The sequence below is a fragment of the Flavobacterium sp. MMLR14_040 genome, from assembly GCF_033657265.1.
Classification (GTDB): Bacteria; Bacteroidota; Bacteroidia; order Flavobacteriales; family Flavobacteriaceae; genus Flavobacterium.
In genome coordinates, this window is the sequence record NZ_JAWVWO010000006.1 from 159423 (window position 1) to 176915 (window position 17493).

Here is a 17493-nt window from a genome sequence, read left to right on the forward strand (position 1 = left end):
AAACCTGAAACTTGAAACTTTTTAAAAACTTGAAACAAAAATTTTTCTATCCATGAATTGTTTCGCCTTTTCCGTAGTTGGTAATGATCGATTCTTCGAATGCTAACCATTCTCTCCAGCGTTTTTCTACGTCAATTCCTACTCCGTATTTTCTGGCGTATGTTATGAATGTAACGTAATGTCCGGCTTCGCTTTCCATTAATTCTCTGTAGAAAGTAGCTAACTCTTCGTCCTGGATATTTTCAGATAAAACTTTGAAACGTTCGCAGCTTCTGGCTTCGATCATGGCTGAAAACAATAATCTTTCTACAAGACCAGAAACTCGGCTTCCGTCGCCGCTTTTCTTCATATATAAATACAATTCATTTACATAATCGTCTTTGCGCTCGCGGCCTAGTTTTAATCCTCTTTTGATAATGATATTGTGAACCTGTTCAAAATGATCGATTTCTTCTTTGGCTAAAGCCAATAAATCTTTGACCAAATCCTGATGCTCAGAGTTATTGGTGATAATGGTAATCGCGTTTGTTGCTGCTTTTTGCTCGCACCAAGCGTGATCTGTCAGGATTTCTTCGATATTTTTTTCTACAATATTTACCCATCTTGGGTCTGTTGGCAATTGTAATCTTAATACGCCCATGTCTCTCTTTTGTTTTTGTTATTTGTTTAAGGTTTTCTTTGTTTCAAGTTTCAAGTTCACACAGAAACTAAAAAAGTTTAAAGTTTTGCTTTACGTCTTTTTACGCGCCACAAAACTTTAAACTTGAAACTTTAAACCTGAAACTTTTTTAATATACGAAAATCGGTCTTTCGCTCATCATTTCGTTTACTTCGTTTGCTACTTCTTCGATTACGGCTTCATTAGTATGATCAGCCAGTACTCTGTCGATTAAAGCTACGATAGTTTCCATATCTTCTTCAACTAAACCACGAGTTGTGATTGCAGCTGTTCCTACACGAATTCCTGACGTAATAAATGGTGATTTATCATCAAACGGAACCATGTTTTTATTTACTGTGATTTCTGCTTTTACTAATGCATTTTCAGCTTCTTTACCAGAAATATTTTTATTTCTTAAGTCAATAAGCATCATGTGATTATCAGTTCCGCCAGAAATGATTTTATATCCTCTTTTTACGAAAGCATCGGCCATAGCGTTTGCATTTTTTTGCAATTGCATAGCGTATGTAAAGAACTCATCTTTTAATGCTTCACCAAAAGCAACCGCTTTAGCAGCGATAATGTGCATTAAAGGTCCACCTTGATTTCCAGGGAAAACAGCAAGATCTAATAAAGAGGACATCATTCTGATTTCTCCTTTTGGAGTTTTTAATCCTTGTGGATTTTCAAAATCTTTCCCCATTAAGATCAAACCTCCACGTGGTCCACGCAAAGTTTTGTGTGTTGTTGTAGAAACAATATGACAATGTGGAATTGGATCGTTCATTAATCCTTTTGCAATTAAACCTGCCGGGTGAGAAATATCAGCAAATAAGATTGCTCCTACGCTGTCAGCAATTTTTCTGAAACGCTCAAAATCCATATCACGAGAATAAGCCGAAGCTCCTGCGATGATCAATTTTGGCTGTTCTTTTGTTGCAATTTCCTGAATTTTATCATAGTCTAAACGACCAGTTTCTGCATCTACACCATAAAAAACCGGACGGTACAAACGACCTGAAAAGTTTACCGGAGAACCATGAGTTAAGTGACCACCATGAGATAAATCAAAACCTAAAATAGTATCACCCGGATTTAAACAAGCGTGGTAAACTGCAGTATTTGCCTGAGAACCAGAGTGAGGCTGTACGTTTGCATATTCAGCACCAAATAATTCTTTTGCTCTGTCAATAGCAATTTGCTCAATAACGTCAACTACTTCGCAACCGCCGTAGTATCTTTTGCCAGGATATCCCTCGGCATATTTATTAGTTAAAACAGAACCAGCTGCTTCCATTACTTCGTCACTTACAAAGTTTTCTGAAGCAATAAGTTCTAATCCGTGAATTTGTCTGTCTTGTTCCTCTAGTATAAGGTCAAAAATTTGTTCGTCGCGTTGCATTTTTTCGTTTTTCGTTAATTTCCTGCAAAAATACAAAAAAACGTTTGTCAAACTGTTAGATTATGATATATTTGACATAGAATTTTTCAACAAATAATTAACATTCACATGCCAATAACCGCCAACGATACCAAAAGAAAATCATGGTTAGAAGTACCAGAAAATAGTGACTTCCCTATTCAAAATATTCCTTTCGGTGTATTTCTTACCAAAGAAAATGTCGTTACAGTAGGAACTCGAATTGGCGATTATGCTATAGATTTAGGGGCTTTACAACAATTAAACTATTTTGAAGGAATAGATTTAACCGATGATATGTTCATGCAGGACACGCTAAATGATTTTATTTCTGATGGAAAAAAAACATGGCGTTTGGTTCGAAACCGTATCGCTGAAATTTTCGACGAAACAAATCCAAAACTTAGAGATTCAACAAAAGACAGAGATATTGTTATTTTTAAAATCGACGATGTTGAGATGCAATTGCCTGTTTTAATTGGCGATTACACTGACTTTTACTCCAGTAAAGAACATGCTACAAATGTTGGTAAAATGTTCCGCGATCCTGAAAATGCCTTATTACCAAACTGGCTACACATTCCGGTAGGTTACCACGGTAGGAGTTCAACTATTGTTCCGTCTGGAATTCCGGTTCACCGACCAATGGGACAAACTTTGCCGGCAGGCGAAAAGTATCCTGTTTTTGGTCCGTCTCGTTTAGTAGATTTTGAATTGGAAACTGCTTTTATTACAACTGACGTCAATATAATGGGAGAAAATATCCCAACTTATGAAGCCGAAGATTATATTTTCGGAATGGTTTTATTGAATGACTGGAGCGCACGCGATATTCAGAAATGGGAATATGTGCCGCTTGGACCATTTTTAGCTAAAAATTTTGCTACGTCAATTTCTCCCTGGATTGTGACTATGGATGCTTTGGAACCTTTTAGAACTAAAGGTCCGAAACAAGATCCATCGCCGCTTCCTTATTTACAAACTAAAGGAAAAAAAGCTTTTGATATTCATTTAGAAGTTTCAATTCAACCTGAAGATCAGGAAGAAACTGTTGTTTCTAAATCAAATTTTAAATATTTATACTGGTCTATGGCTCAGCAATTGGCACATCATACCTCAAACGGATGTCGTGTAAATTCTGGCGACATGATGGGTTCAGGAACAATTTCTGGTCCAACTCCGGATAGTTTTGGTTCTATGTTAGAATTAACCTGGGGCGGAAAAAATCCAATAAAATTAAAAGATGGCAGCGAACGTAAATTTATTGAAGATAATGATACGGTAATCATTAGAGGTTTCTGCGAAAATGCCGAAGTAAGACTTGGTTTTGGTGAGGTTTGCAGCCAATTATTACCTCCTTTTATCAGACCATGAAGAGCAGATAAATTATCTTAAGAGATATAAAAACAGAAAACCTTGGTTATCGCCAAGGTTTTTTTATACTTTATTTTTAAGTAAATAATTTTATGTTTGAATCTCGCAAAGTCGCCAAGGCGCAAAGTTTAAAGGCAAAACTTAAAAATAAAAACTTTGCGCCTTGGCGACTTTGCGAGATTATTTTTTACACAAACTAAGCCGGAATCTGCTGGCTCAAACAATGCAAAGTTCCAAATCCCCAAATAAAATCAATACAGCTAATTCCGATTACTTCTCTATCCGGGAAACATTCTGAAAGTATATTTAAAGCTACGCGATCATTGCTGTCATTAAAAGTTGGTACTAAAACGCAATTATTCAGAATTAAGAAATTAGCATAACTTGCCGGTAATCTTAAATCTTCAAAATCTACACGTTTAGGCATTGGTAATGCTACAATAGTTGGCGATTTTCCGTCTTCTAATTTTGCGTTTTGCAAGCGTTTTAAGTTATCTTGTAAAGGCTTGTAATTAGCATCATTTTTATCTGTTTCAACAATCGTTACAATAGTATCTTCGTTTACGAATCGACATAAATCGTCAATATGTCCGTGTGTATCATCGCCTTCAATTCCGTCTCCCAGCCAAATTACATTTGTAACTCCAAGATATTCTTTAAAAACAGCTTCGTAATCTTCTTTAGTGAAATTTTTATTTCGAACCTGAATTGTTGGATGCATCAAACATTCTTCAGAAGTCAGTAAAGTTCCTTTTCCATTTACATCAATTGCACCACCTTCAACAATAACCGGTTTTCCTTTATACATTACTTGTGTAAGCGGAACATCAATAAAATCAGCAATTTTACCCGGAACAAATTTATCTAATTGGTAATTTTTATATTTTGCCCAACCATTAAAATTGAAGTTTAATGCTTCTCTTTTCGAACCATTTTTTACAATAATTGGTCCTGAATCACGCATCCAGCTTCTGTTTGTTTTATGAATGATATAAGAAACGTTAGCAATATTTACACGAGCGCTTTCAAGCATTCCTGCTACTTTTTCTTTTAGTTTTTCATCAGCTACGACTAAAAAAACGGTTTCAAAAGTGGCTACTTTTTTAATAAATTCTACAAAAGCCCATTGAACTGCTTCGTATTTTCCCGGCCAATCATTCCCGTTATGCGGAAAACACAATACAATTCCTTGTTGTTTTTCCCATTCTGCCGGAAATCTTCTATTATTTGTGGTCATAAAAAAGTTTCTAAATTAAAGAGTACAAAGATAATCATTCGTAAGGATTATAAAACAGCTTAAAAGACTTCAGATCCATATTTATAACATTATCGTTTAAAAATTAAGTTAAAGATTAAATAATGAAGACTTAATATACACGCTACAATCGCTAATTACTTTTGACGAAACTAAAAACTAAAATAATATGAAAAAATTAAGTCTTTCATTATTAGCAATAATGACCATTTTTGCGAGCTGTAATAATGATGATAATTCTAACAACGAAGAACCGGAAGTTGTTATAAATGAAAATCCTGCAACCTTTAAAGAAATTGGTTCTATAACTATTGGAGGAGAAGCTGCTGCAGAAATTTCGGCTTATGATGAAAAAACTAAAAGATTATTTACAGTAAATAATAGCGGAACAAATCAGATTGATGTAATTGATATCAATGATCCGACAAAACCAATTAAGATTGGTAAAATTGATTTGACTCCTTATGAAGGTGCTTCAAATAGTGTTTCTGTTTTTGACGGAAAACTGGCTGTTGCTCTGGAATCAACCGCTAACAAACAAGGAAATGGAAAAGTTGTTATTTTCAACACAACTGATTATAGTTTAATTAAACAAGTTACAGTTGGTGCTTTACCTGATATGATTACTTTTTCGCCTGACGGAAAATATATCATGACTGCAAATGAAGGTGAGCCCAATACTGATTATTCCCAAGATCCAAACGGAACGATTTCCATTATAGAAGTTACTAATAATTATGCGGTTACAACTTTAGATTTTGCTTCTTTAAGCGGTCAGGCCGAAACTTTGAAAAAAGACGGATTCAGAATTTCAAAAGTTGCTAAAAGTTTTGCTCAGGATATAGAACCGGAATATGTAACGATTTCTGATGATTCTAAAACGGCCTGGGTTACTTTACAGGAAAATAACGGTGTTGCAAAAGTTGATTTAACTTCAAAAACGATTACAGCAATTTATCCGCTAGGTTTTAAGGATTTCAATACGGCAGATAATGCGATTGATGTAAGTGATAAAGATGATAAAATTGCTTTTAATCCGTGGAAAGTAAAAGGTATGTTTATGCCGGATGCTATTAGTCATTTTTCTGCGAATAATGTTCCTTATTTTGTTACTGCAAATGAAGGCGATGCAAGAGAATACACAGCAAACACAGATATCAAAAGGATGAAAGACATGACATTGGATGCGACTGTTTTTCCTGATGCTGCTACTTTAAAACTAGAACCTAATTTAGGCAGATTGAACCTTATTGCCGATATGGGCGATACTGACGGAGATGGAGATCTGGATGAAATGGTTGCTTTTGGTGCACGTTCTTTTACAATATGGAATGGAAATACTGGGAAAATCGTTTATGACAGTAAAAATGATGTTGATAAAAAAACAAATGAACTGGGAACTTATGATGACAAACGTAGTGATGACAAAGGCTCTGAGCCTGAAGCCGTTGTTGTTGCTAAAATGGGAAATCAGAATATATTATTTGTTGGTCTTGAAAGATCTGATGCTTTTATAACTTATGATGTTACCAATCCTGCATCGCCACAATATTTACAAACTGTAAAAACAGGTGACGCGCCAGAAGGAGTTTTATTTATTCCTGCCTCAAAAAGTCCAACCAAAAGAAGTTTACTTGTTGTAAGCAGTGAAGGTGATGGAACTATTAAAATCTATCAGCCTGATTTGAAATAAATTTTATTAGTATTTCTAAATATAAGGGACAAAGTAAATTGTCCCTTTTTTGTTGTTCACTTATTTAATTTTAGATAACAAATTCTCATAAATATCAATTAAAAGATGGGAATTATGTAAAATCAGCAAGACATGTTTAGAACAGAATTTGTTTATGATTGCTCTAAGTTTGTCGTGAGTTTAAAAAAATTCACCAAAACAAATTTAAATCACAGACATCATGAAAAAGAAATTAGCTTCCCTATCAATTTTATTATTATCATTTGCAGCAGGAGCTCAAAATGTGGCAACGACATCTAATCAACCTTCTGTTGACACCCCTGCATTTAACAAATGGTCTATTGAATTGAATGGCGGTGTTAACAAACCTATCAGAGCAATATCTTCTGGTTATTCCACCGCAACACTTAACCCTTTCCACGCAGATCTGGGGGTAAGGTATATGTTTAGTCCAACGTTTGGTGCAAAACTAGATGTAGGATATGATCAATTCCAAGAACGCGATGACACACGAAACTTCGAAAGCAGATATGTTAGAACAAGTTTACAAGGTGTTATCAACATTAGCAGAGCCTTGAATTTTGAGACTTGGACAAAAACAATTGGGATATTAGTACATGGTGGTGTTGGTGTTGCACAAATAAGCACTGAAACGGGATATGGCGGACAAGATTACATGGGGCATGGGATTTTGGGCTTAACAGGACAAATCAAATTAAGTAACAGAGTTGCCTTAACAGGAGATTTCACTGGAATTGTAAATGCAAGACAAAACTGGAACTTTGACGGAATGGGGCGTACGAACACAGGACCAATAGATGGTATATTATTAAACGCATCTGTTGGTTTGACTTTTTACTTAGGTAAAAATGAAAAACATGCTGACTGGTATGCGGAAGAAAATGACAGATTAAATAAATTAGAAGACAGAGTTGGTCTTATAGAAAATGGACTTTTAGATACTGATAAGGATGGCGTTGCCGATTTATACGATTTAGAACCTAATTCAATTACCGGTGTTGCTGTAAATACAAAAGGACAATCTATCGATACCAACCAAAATGGTGTTCCTGATGAATTAGAAAGCTATTTAGACAAAACTTATGCTAAAAAAGGCGATAATAATCTAACAAACAATACTGTAGAAGAATTAATTAATGGTGGATACGTAAATGTATACTTCGACTTTAACTCTTCTAAACCAACGAATGCGTCTTTATCTGGTGTTGATTTCTTAGTGAAATACTTGAAAAACAATCCTGGAAAATCTGCAGATATTATTGGATATGCTGATGAAATTGGAAATTCAAGTTACAACACTGAATTATCAAGAAAAAGAGCTGAAGCTGTGAAAAAAGTGGCAACTAATGCCGGGATCGATGCTTCGAGACTTAATGTAATTGCTAATGGAGAAGACACTTCTGTGAATAAAAATTCTAAAGAAGCACGTCAAATCGTTAGAAGAGTTACCTTCCAGGTGAAATAATAAAATCAGAATCTATATTAATTTCAAAAAGGCGGTTTCAAATAGTTGAAACCGCCTTTTTCCTTGCAATAAAAAAAGGACAAAATTTTCATTTTGTCCTTTTTAATTATTTAAAAAATCTCTTACTTATCTATCGCTCTTTTTGTAATATCGCCAAAAGCATCAATTCTTCTGTCTCTGAAAAATGGCCAGTTTTGGCGAACATTTTCCTGTAAATCCAAATCAACTTCGGCAATTAGAATTTCTTCTTTATCGTGAGAAGCCTGAGCTAAAATTTCTCCTTGAGGACCGGCAATAAATGAAGCTCCCCAAAACTGAATTCCTTCAGTTCCATCAATATATTGCTCTAAACCAATTCGGTTTGCAGCAGCAACAAAAACTCCGTTTGCAACAGCGTGACCTTTCATTACGTTCATCCACGCTCCATATTGATTTTCTCCGTATTGTTCTTTTTCTTTTGGATGCCATCCAATTGCTGTTGGATAAAATAAAACTTCTGCTCCTTTTAAAGCTGTAATACGAGCTGCTTCAGGATACCATTGGTCCCAGCAAATAAGAGTTCCAACAGTTCCTTTTTTAGTTTCGATAGCCTGAAATCCTAAATCTCCCGGAGTAAAATAGAATTTTTCATAAAAATGAGGATCGTCCGGAATGTGCATTTTACGGTATAATCCGGCTTCTGTTCCATCTGTATCTATAATATAAGCACTATTGTGGTAAATTCCTGCCATTCTTTTCTCAAAGAAAGGAACGATAATTACTACTCCTAATTCTTTTGCCAATTCGCTAAAAGCAATAAATGAAGTACTGTAAAGTGGTTCTGCTAATGAAAAATTGTCTACATCTTCGCTTTGGCAAAAATAATGGCTGCTATATAATTCAGGAAGTAAAATAACCTCTGCGCCTTTATTGGCAGCATCTTTTACCCAGCTAATACATTTTTTAAGATTATTTTCGGCTACATCATTCAGATTTAACTGAACAACGGCAATTTTATATTTTCTTTTCGACATGTCATAAAATTTTAGAAGTGCAAAAATACAAATTTTGTAGGTATTGCGTAATTCCATTTAGAAAATAATATGCTTTTTTGTTTTATTTAAGAATTACTTTTTTAATAATAATTGTATCATCATCAAATTGTACCTTAATAAAATAAATTCCGGAAGATTTTCCTGAAAGATCAATTTTTTGTACACCGGTTAAGTCTGGATTAATATAATTCAATAATTTACCTGTCTGATCCATTACTTTTATCGAGTTAATATTTTTATCCACAAAAGAATCAATATTTATAATTCCGTTTGTTGGATTTGGATAAAACTTCAAATCACTTTTAAAAATTGGTGTTTCCAAACCTAAGGTATTTGCAGTAAACGAAAGAGTTTCTGAATAGATAATATCGTTTCCAATATTCGCTTTTATTCTATAATAATATTTTTGCCCGTTAATAAGATTATCTGCAATCGCATTTAGCGGCAAAGTAGAGTATGGATAAGCAAATGAAGGGCTGCTTCTTACAGTTGTTCCAAAATTTTCTGTTGTACCATATTCAAATTCTATGTTGCTAAAATAATCTGCAGAACTCGTTACTAGTCCATTCAACTGAACTGAATTATTTTTTACAATGCCAATATTAAAAGGTGTTAATAACTGTTTACCGGAAAGATTCAGCACCGCGTCCTTACTGTATATAATCTCGCTGCCACTAAGAGCTTTTACTCTGTAAAAATATACTTTATCAGGATCTAAATTGCTTAATAGCGCAGTAAGATAATCTCCTGACTCAGCAGCTATCTGGTTGGGATTTGCAACAATAGAATTTTCATAATTTAAAGTTCCGTATTCAAAGACTATATTTGTTATAAGCTTGCTATTGGACTGAATAAAAGCATTTAATGTTACATCATTTCCTTGTATAGTCGGATTTAATAAATAGATTTCATAAGCTGTTATCGTAGTAAATGATGTTATTTCGCTATAAATCTTCTCTCCCTGATGAACCGCTTTAAGCCTTACATAATATTTTGTAAGGGGCTTCAAATTAATTAAATCATTTGTTACTTTTTCTGTTGTATTGGCTTTAACGACGGTATTATTTAAAATGATTTCATAACTGGAAAAATCTTCTTTTGTGCTATATTGAAATTCAAGACCTGAAATATTATATTGATAAGAAACAGCAGTAGCTGCTACTGCTGCCTTCCCTGCAGAAGAATAATAAATAGGTTCGATGATGAGTTTGTAATCCAGTTCTGTTTTAAACGTCAACAGTTCGCTATAATGTTCAACATTATTTCTAGATATTACAATTCTAAAATAATAGTCTTTATTGGCTAGCAAATCTTTAATTGGGAGTTTAAAATCAACAGATGAATCGGCATTTAAATTATTAGGATTGATTTTAATTGTATTAACTATAGAATTATAAAAATATTCTACTCTTATATTTTCAATACTTCCTTCGTTTGATGCAACGCTTCCTGATAATGTTGCTGATCTGCTAAACACGTCTGATGCAGGATTAAGTTGAAGCGAAAAAGGCTTAAAATCAACCTTACTTTTTAATATTTTTCCATTACCTGCAGCCAGGTAAATATCTGTTCCGTTTATTGAAATACTGGTCGTTTCATAGGTATTTTCTAATGTAGATATTTTTTCCCAAATTATCCCTCCGTTATCAGTCTTATATAAATACCCATCTTCATTAACTATGTATCCTATATTTTTTGAATAAAACTTTAGAAATGTGTAAAATCCATAAGGAAGTTTAGATTGTATCCAGTCTTTTCCTCCATTACTAGTTTTATAAACTGTACCATAATAACCTAAAAAATAGCCATTTTCAGCATCAATAAAATCCATTGATCGTACGTCTTCTTCTCCACTAAAAACAACAGACCAATTTTTACCGCCATCGATTGTTTTATAAAATTTTTTATCATAATAATTATGTGCGTATCCAGTATTTTCGTCTAAAAACTGCATTTTAGCAAAACTATGATTAGAACACTGCTCCCATGTTTGTCCACCATCAACGGTTTTCATAACCTTTTCCTGATTGTATCCACCACTAATGTAAGCGACGTTTTCATTAATTAAAGAAATTGCATTAATCCCTTCATCGATAACATCAATTAACATATTCCAGGTAACTCCTCCATCTGTTGTTTTAAAATATGCACCTCCATATGTTCCTCCTGTCGCTGCGTAACCAATATTTTCATTTAAAAATTTAAATGTACTTACAGAATGATATCTATCATAATCAATCTCTCCAACAAGAGCCCAATCTTTACCAGCGTTACTTGTTTTATAAAATGAATTACCAACTTGGGCATATCCTAAATCTTTGGTTAAAAAATCCAGTTTATTTACATCATTATAGGTAGGAGAATTTTCAGTCCATGTTTTTCCTCCATCGATAGTTTTAATTATTCGGCCTCTTGCTCCAGTTGCAAAACCTGTATTAGCGTCCAGAAAATGTATTCCATAAATAGAAGTATTGTAGATGCGCCCCTGTTGAAATCCTGCCCAGGTCCAGTTTAATCCTCCATCGATTGTTTTAAAAATCACTCCATGATCTCCTCCTGCATAACCTACGTTTTCATTTACAAAAGAAAATGTATAAAGAGCATCTGAGCTCTTTGGAATTTCTGTCCATGTTTCGCCTCCATCTACTGTTTTATACAAGTTATAATGTTCTCTTGATGCAAAACCTATATTTTTATTAATAAAATAAACTGTATAAAAATTAGAGGGGCTAATATTTGATGTCATGGTTGTATACCAAGTAAGTCCTCCGTCAACGGTTTTAAGCATTGTACCGTAATTACATGCTGCACTTCCTACTAGTTCTGATGTAAAAAAGGTTTTATTGATGGCTCCTTTTGTAACATTTAATTTCTTCCAGGTTATTCCTCCGTCAAAAGATTTTATTATAAAATTCTCGCCTGAGATAATAACCGTATTCGCATCGATTATATTTACAGTATTAAAATCCTCTTCATAATCAGTATAAATTTCTTTCCAACTTGAACCAGAATCAGTCGATTTCAGAATAACACCAAAATTACCAACAATAAACCCGATATTATCCTTAAACTTAAGATCATTACCGCTATTGATATTTTGTTTCTTTTTCCAGGAAGCACCCGCATCCAGTGTTTCTAAGAGTTCATAAGCATTAATAATATAACCAACATTTGGTGATACAAATTGAACTACTTTACCTGTTCTATATGCCGGTCTTGGATTAAGTAATTCCCAATCTTTTTGGGAAGTTACTGAAGGAATCAGGAAAAAAAACGAGAAAAAAGAAAGCAAGCAAAAATGTAAAGTTTTTATCATAATTTAGATTGGTTTATCGCTCAAAAATAAGCAAATTATAATTCAATCATAATTTAACTTTCCAAATTAAAAGTAACTGATTACGAAAACTAAACCTCTCTTATAGCCCCGATAGAAGCGATATACTTTTTCTGTCCGCCGCGGCGGACAGGAAAAGATATAGCGAATAGCGGGACTGATGTTCTTTTGAAAACAAATCCTTCTGCTTCAAAAAATAAAAAACCGTTCTATAAATGAATTATAAAACGGTTTTAAAATATTTAATTTATTAAAATAAATTATTCAATAACAACTGTTGTTGAAATGTATTCTGTTTCTGATTTGGCAAGTCTCAAATAAAAAGTCCCTTTAGTTTGTGGAGTAATTTTATATACTGTTACTCTTCTTTCAGGAGTTGTTTTTGCGCAAGTAGCTATAGGATACTGAGCTTCTACCTGATAAACCAGTACTTTATTATATTCTACTTCTACTAATTGGTGAAATTCTCCACAACCATTTTCCGACGTAAACTCTATATCATAACTAAGTTCCTGACCTACTTTTCCTGTAGTAGGACCTACAACAGATGTCGCATAAGCTGTTTTGTAAACAACTTTTGGATCTTCCGGTGCATCATTATCACTGCTGCATGAAGTTAACACAGTTACGAATAACATTATAAGTGCAATGGATTGTAATTTAAAATTTTTCATAGGGTGATTGTTTATTCTTATTTTTTACATAGATACTAATAAGTTGTTTTGGTTGCCTGAAAAAATTGTTAAAATTGAATTTTTAAAAATAACCAACAACAAATCAACGTTTTATATCATCAATTATTTTGCCACTTCTTTCTTTTTAAATATCATTTTAAAAAGATTTACAATTCCTAAAACGACAAACCCTAATGCCAGACCGATTACAAATTCTTTTAAAATGGAAGGCAATTTAATTGTAGGCACCACATGGTGGAAGAATGGGATGTAATGAACGAAGATACCTCCGGCAACTAAAAGTAATGCAATTGTACCAATTACCGTTAAACCTTTAATAACCAATGGAAGTGCTTTTACCAATATATTACCTATAAATTTTGAGATACTTTTTTCTCTTTTACTAAATTTAATAAGTTTATAACCAGCTTCATCCATTCTTACAATCAGAGCAACAATACCATAAACTCCAACTGTAGCAATTACAGCAATTATTGATGTTACCACGATTTGCTGCATTAACGGCTCATCGATTACTGTTCCCAAAGCGATAATTACAATTTCTACAGATAATATAAAATCGGTTACAATTGCTGATTTTATTTTACCTTTTTCAACAGCCAGGATTTCTTCTTCTGTTAAAACTTCTTCTGTTATTCCTTCTGATTCTTCGTGTTTGTGAGGAAAAATAAATTCGTATATTTTTTCTGCTCCTTCGTATGCCAGAAATAATCCTCCAAGTACAAGGATTACAATAATTGCAACAGGTAAAAATGCACTTAATAAAAACGCAATTGGCAAAATGATAATTTTGTTAAGGAGTGAACCTTTACTAATTGCCCACAATACCGGCAGTTCTCTTGATGATGCAAATCCTGAAGCTTTTTCAGCATTTACAGCTAAATCATCGCCCAAAATACCTGCAGTTTTTTTTGCTGCAATTTTGCTCATTACTGCAACATCATCCATAATTGCTGCGATATCATCTAATAGTACGAAAAAACCTGATGCCATTTTATTTTTATTTTTTGCGAATTTAATACTTTTAAATTAATTAATTTCTACAAATTAATGACTGCATTGGCCCAATAGCACCCAAATAATAATAAATACAAAAATAGTTCCGAAGCATCCGCCTCCTAATTTTTTTGCGCCGTAACCTGCCAATAATCCTCTAAATAAGTTATTCATAATAGTTGTTTTAAGTTAGGGTAAAGATGATCAAATAAATAGCGTTTTTCTTTATAACAATTTTGAAAAAAGTTTCATTATTTACGGATTTAATTTAAGCATTAAAAAAAACACCAGTGTCTCCACTGATGTTTTTTGAATATTTAAACTAAAAAAATTACTCAACAGGCTGTGTTTGATTTCTAAAAACCAATTTACCATCAAAGGCGTCAATTAAAATAATACTGTCTGTTGTGATATTTCCCGCGAGAATTTCTTTTGATAATTGATTCAAAACTTCTCTTTGGATAACACGTTTTACCGGTCTTGCACCAAATTCAGGATCAAAGCCTTTGTCTGAAAGATATTTGATTCCCTCTGGCGTTGCATCCATTGTAATGCCCTGTAAAGCCAGCATTTTACTAACGCTCTTCAATTGTAAACTCACAATTCTTGAAATATTATCAACTGTTAATGGCGTAAACATTACGATTTCGTCGATACGGTTTATAAATTCAGGGCGAACAGTTTGTTTCAATAATCCTAAAACTTCCACTTTTGCAGCTTCGGTTGCGGCTTCTACACTTCCTTTTAGATTTTCAAATTTATCTTGTATAATCTGACTTCCCATGTTGGATGTCATGATGATAATCGTGTTTTTAAAATCAGCCAAACGACCTTTGTTGTCTGTCAATCGGCCTTCATCTAAAACCTGCAATAAAATATTGAAAGTATCTGGATGTGCTTTTTCTATTTCGTCTAATAAAATTACTGAATATGGTTTTCTACGCACCGCTTCTGTCAATTGTCCACCTTCATCATAACCCACATATCCCGGAGGCGCACCAACCAAACGGCTCACACTGTGACGTTCCTGATATTCACTCATATCAATACGCGTCATCGCATTTTCATCATCAAAAAGATATTCTGCTAATGCTTTTGCAAGCTCTGTTTTACCAACTCCGGTTGTTCCTAAAAATAAGAATGTCCCTACTGGTTTTTTCATATCCTGCAATCCGGCACGGCTTCTTCGAACGGCGTCACTCACAGCTTCAATCGCTTCTTCCTGACCTACTACTCTTCTGTGTAATTCTTCTTCCAGATGAAGCAGTTTTTCTCTCTCTGTCTGAAGCATTTTCATGACCGGAATTCCTGTCCATTTTGCAACAACTTCGGCAATATCTTCGCGGGTTACTTCTTCTTTAATTAAAGAATTCCCAGATTGATATTCCTGTAATTGTTTTTGTAAAACATCAAGACGCTCTTGTGCTTCTTTTATTTTTCCGTAACGAATTTCGGCTACTTTTCCATAATCTCCGTCACGTTCAGCGCGCTCTGCTTCGTATTTAAAATCTTCAATTTCTAATTTTACAGCCTGAATTCCGTCTACAACATCTTTTTCAGATTTCCATTTGGTGTAGATTTCGTTGCGTTCTTCTTTCAAATTCGCCAAATCCATGTGAAGAATTTTCAGCTTGCTTTCCTCTTTTTCACGTTTTATGGCTTCAATTTCAATTTCCAATTGCATTATTTTACGATCTAAAACATCCAGTTCTTCTGGTTTAGAATTGATTTCCATACGCAATTTAGAAGCTGCTTCGTCCATCAAATCGATTGCTTTATCTGGTAAAAAACGATTTGTAATATAACGTTGAGATAATTCTACAGCCGCAATAATCGCTTCATCTTTGATCTGAACTTTATGGTGCGTTTCGTATTTTTCTTTTATTCCACGTAAAATTGAAATTGCACTTTCGGTATCCGGTTCATCAACCAAAACCTTTTGAAAACGACGCTCTAAGGCTTTATCTTTCTCAAAATATTTTTGATATTCATCTAAAGTTGTTGCTCCAATCGCTCTTAATTCACCACGAGCCAAAGCCGGTTTCAGGATATTTGCCGCATCCATTGCGCCTTCACCTCCACCTGCGCCTACAAGTGTGTGAATCTCATCAATAAATAAAACGATATCACCTTCGGCAGCTGTAACTTCTTTTACGACTGATTTTAAACGTTCCTCAAATTCTCCTTTGTATTTTGCACCGGCAATAAGTGCTCCCATATCCAGAGAAAAAACAATTTTGTTTTTTAAGTTTTCTGGTACGTCGCCATCTACAATTCTGTGCGCCAAACCTTCTGCAATAGCGGTTTTACCAACTCCGGGTTCACCTACCAGCATTGGATTATTTTTTGTTCTACGGGTAAGAATTTGCAATACACGGCGAATTTCTTCGTCACGCCCAATAACCGGGTCCAGTTTTCCTGTACTTGCTAATTCGTTTAAGTTTTTAGCGTATTTATTTAAGGCATTATATGTTTCTTCTGCAGATGCCGAAGTTACTCTTTCGCCTTTTCTAAGTTCTTCAATAGTAGCTTTTAAGCCTTTTCCGGTGACGCCCTGATCTTTTAAAATTTGGGCTACTTTACTTTTCGAATCGAAAATTGCCAGAATTAAATGTTCGATCGAAACGTATTCGTCGTTCATTTTTTGTGCGATAATTTCAGCTTCATTCAAAGCTTTATTGGCATCTCTGGAAAGCATGATATCGCCTCCTGAAACTTTTGGAAAACTCTGAATTGTTGAATCTAAAATTTGCAAAAACAAGGGCACATTTACGTTGAGCTTCTTCAAAATAAAAGGCGCTACATTTTCATCTACTTCAAAAATAGCCTTAAAAATGTGTTCGTTTTCTATTTGTTGCTGCCCGTTGCGTTGTGCGAGTTGCTGTGAAAGCTGAATGGCTTCCTGGGATTTAGTTGTAAATTTATTTATGTTCATATTTTTTACGATTTAGGATTGATTTTTTATTTTTGATATTCGATTAAATTAAAATTAGAATTTATTGCATTAAGTTTTAACTTTAAATAGGCTAACTTTGCTTCTATATTTCAAAATATATTCCACACTAAAATTACAGACAAAATGGCGCTTCATGTAGCTTTTTAGCTAATTATTAACGTCAAAAAGTCATAAAACAAGTCAAATATGAGTTTTTTAAATTCAATCTTCGGAAATTCAGAGAATGCAGATTCTCCTAAAAGCAATGTAAACTGGACTGAATTGACTGATGTATTACAGTTACAGGAAATTGAAGCTATTTCTAATGACAAGCCGGTTGTCATTTTCAAACATAGCACAAGATGCAGTATTAGCCGAATGGCTTTAAAACAATTTGAGCGTGAATTTGAATTAAATGATACAGTTGATGCTTACTTTCTTGATTTAATTGCACACCGTGATATTTCGAATGAAATTGCACAAAAATTTAATGTATATCACGAATCTCCCCAATTGATTCTAATCAAAAACGGAAAAGCTGTGTATGATGTTTCACACAGCGATATTGATGCAGAAGCATTGAAAAGTAAAGTTTAAAATTAAACTTAAA

General features: G+C 33.9%; 13 protein-coding genes. 4 read left to right on the forward strand and 9 right to left on the reverse strand.

Features of this window, described 5'->3' with window-relative positions; all coding sequences use genetic code 11:
* Positions 1 to 46 precede the first annotated feature (46 nt).
* Both SD960_RS10635 and glyA read right to left on the reverse strand, forming a co-directional pair.
* A complete protein-coding gene (locus SD960_RS10635) occupies positions 47 to 640 on the reverse strand; it encodes a tRNA-(ms[2]io[6]A)-hydroxylase (protein ID WP_318802848.1) in 594 nt (197 codons plus the stop codon).
* Between the two features lie 148 nt (positions 641 to 788).
* Positions 789 to 2063, reverse strand: coding sequence for a serine hydroxymethyltransferase (glyA, locus tag SD960_RS10640; protein ID WP_073393767.1), 1275 nt, complete (start codon positions 2061 to 2063; stop codon positions 789 to 791).
* A gap of 108 nt (positions 2064 to 2171) precedes the next feature.
* Between glyA and fahA the strand changes: the two genes are divergently transcribed.
* Positions 2172 to 3455: a fumarylacetoacetase gene (fahA, locus tag SD960_RS10645; protein WP_318802851.1), complete on the forward strand. Its 1284-nt coding sequence runs from the start codon at positions 2172 to 2174 to the stop codon at positions 3453 to 3455.
* A gap of 196 nt (positions 3456 to 3651) precedes the next feature.
* Here the strand turns inward: fahA and SD960_RS10650 are convergent, their stop codons facing one another.
* Positions 3652 to 4692 carry an agmatine deiminase family protein gene (locus SD960_RS10650; protein ID WP_318802852.1) on the reverse strand — a complete coding sequence of 347 codons (1041 nt, stop codon included), beginning with the start codon at positions 4690 to 4692 and terminating at the stop codon, positions 3652 to 3654.
* Between the two features lie 187 nt (positions 4693 to 4879).
* Here SD960_RS10650 and SD960_RS10655 point away from each other — a divergent pair, with 187 nt between their 5' ends.
* Together SD960_RS10655 and SD960_RS10660 are read left to right on the forward strand one after the other, a co-directional pair.
* Positions 4880 to 6403: a choice-of-anchor I family protein gene (locus SD960_RS10655; RefSeq protein ID WP_318802854.1), complete on the forward strand. Its 1524-nt coding sequence runs from the start codon at positions 4880 to 4882 to the stop codon at positions 6401 to 6403.
* A gap of 220 nt (positions 6404 to 6623) precedes the next feature.
* Positions 6624 to 7889: an OmpA family protein gene (locus SD960_RS10660; protein WP_318802855.1), complete on the forward strand. Its 1266-nt coding sequence runs from the start codon at positions 6624 to 6626 to the stop codon at positions 7887 to 7889.
* A gap of 122 nt (positions 7890 to 8011) precedes the next feature.
* On the opposite strand, the gene SD960_RS10665 is transcribed toward SD960_RS10660, so the two are convergent.
* The 6 genes from SD960_RS10665 to clpB form a co-directional block, all read right to left on the reverse strand.
* A complete protein-coding gene (locus SD960_RS10665; protein WP_318802857.1) occupies positions 8012 to 8902 on the reverse strand; it encodes a carbon-nitrogen hydrolase in 891 nt (296 codons plus the stop codon).
* Between the two features lie 82 nt (positions 8903 to 8984).
* Positions 8985 to 12239: a YCF48-related protein gene (locus SD960_RS10670; RefSeq protein ID WP_318802860.1), complete on the reverse strand. Its 3255-nt coding sequence runs from the start codon at positions 12237 to 12239 to the stop codon at positions 8985 to 8987.
* A 278-nt stretch (positions 12240 to 12517) separates the two neighbouring features.
* Positions 12518 to 12931: a hypothetical protein gene (locus tag SD960_RS10675; RefSeq protein ID WP_318802862.1), complete on the reverse strand. Its 414-nt coding sequence runs from the start codon at positions 12929 to 12931 to the stop codon at positions 12518 to 12520.
* A gap of 123 nt (positions 12932 to 13054) precedes the next feature.
* A complete protein-coding gene (locus SD960_RS10680) occupies positions 13055 to 13945 on the reverse strand; it encodes a DUF808 domain-containing protein (protein ID WP_318802863.1) in 891 nt (296 codons plus the stop codon).
* Positions 13946 to 13999: 54 nt separating this feature from the next.
* Positions 14000 to 14122 carry a hypothetical protein gene (locus SD960_RS10685; protein ID WP_042564396.1) on the reverse strand — a complete coding sequence of 41 codons (123 nt, stop codon included), beginning with the start codon at positions 14120 to 14122 and terminating at the stop codon, positions 14000 to 14002.
* A 157-nt stretch (positions 14123 to 14279) separates the two neighbouring features.
* Complete coding sequence (clpB, locus tag SD960_RS10690; protein WP_318802868.1) at positions 14280 to 16883, reverse strand: ATP-dependent chaperone ClpB; 2604 nt, start codon at positions 16881 to 16883, stop codon at positions 14280 to 14282.
* Positions 16884 to 17090: 207 nt separating this feature from the next.
* Between clpB and ytxJ the strand changes: the two genes are divergently transcribed.
* On the forward strand, positions 17091 to 17480 hold the full coding sequence (ytxJ, locus tag SD960_RS10695) for a bacillithiol system redox-active protein YtxJ (RefSeq protein ID WP_318802869.1): 390 nt from the start codon (positions 17091 to 17093) through the stop codon (positions 17478 to 17480).
* The last annotated feature ends 13 nt before the right edge of the window (positions 17481 to 17493 follow it).

Excerpts from the sequence above, each read along its gene's own strand:
- glyA (WP_073393767.1), bottom strand. The coding sequence starts at position 2,063 with ATGCAACGCGACGAACAAATTTTTGACCTTATACTAGAGGAACAAGAC.
- fahA (WP_318802851.1), top strand. The coding sequence starts at position 2,172 with ATGCCAATAACCGCCAACGATACCAAAAGAAAATCATGGTTAGAAGTA.
- SD960_RS10665 (WP_318802857.1), bottom strand. The coding sequence starts at position 8,902 with ATGTCGAAAAGAAAATATAAAATTGCCGTTGTTCAGTTAAATCTGAAT.
- SD960_RS10650 (WP_318802852.1), bottom strand. The coding sequence starts at position 4,692 with ATGACCACAAATAATAGAAGATTTCCGGCAGAATGGGAAAAACAACAA.
- SD960_RS10685 (WP_042564396.1), bottom strand. The coding sequence starts at position 14,122 with ATGAATAACTTATTTAGAGGATTATTGGCAGGTTACGGCGCAAAAAAA.
- SD960_RS10670 (WP_318802860.1), bottom strand. The coding sequence starts at position 12,239 with ATGATAAAAACTTTACATTTTTGCTTGCTTTCTTTTTTCTCGTTTTTT.
- SD960_RS10680 (WP_318802863.1), bottom strand. The coding sequence starts at position 13,945 with ATGGCATCAGGTTTTTTCGTACTATTAGATGATATCGCAGCAATTATG.
- SD960_RS10635 (WP_318802848.1), bottom strand. The coding sequence starts at position 640 with ATGGGCGTATTAAGATTACAATTGCCAACAGACCCAAGATGGGTAAAT.
- SD960_RS10675 (WP_318802862.1), bottom strand. The coding sequence starts at position 12,931 with ATGAAAAATTTTAAATTACAATCCATTGCACTTATAATGTTATTCGTA.
- SD960_RS10655 (WP_318802854.1), top strand. The coding sequence starts at position 4,880 with ATGAAAAAATTAAGTCTTTCATTATTAGCAATAATGACCATTTTTGCG.
- SD960_RS10660 (WP_318802855.1), top strand. The coding sequence starts at position 6,624 with ATGAAAAAGAAATTAGCTTCCCTATCAATTTTATTATTATCATTTGCA.
- clpB (WP_318802868.1), bottom strand. The coding sequence starts at position 16,883 with ATGAACATAAATAAATTTACAACTAAATCCCAGGAAGCCATTCAGCTT.
- ytxJ (WP_318802869.1), top strand. The coding sequence starts at position 17,091 with ATGAGTTTTTTAAATTCAATCTTCGGAAATTCAGAGAATGCAGATTCT.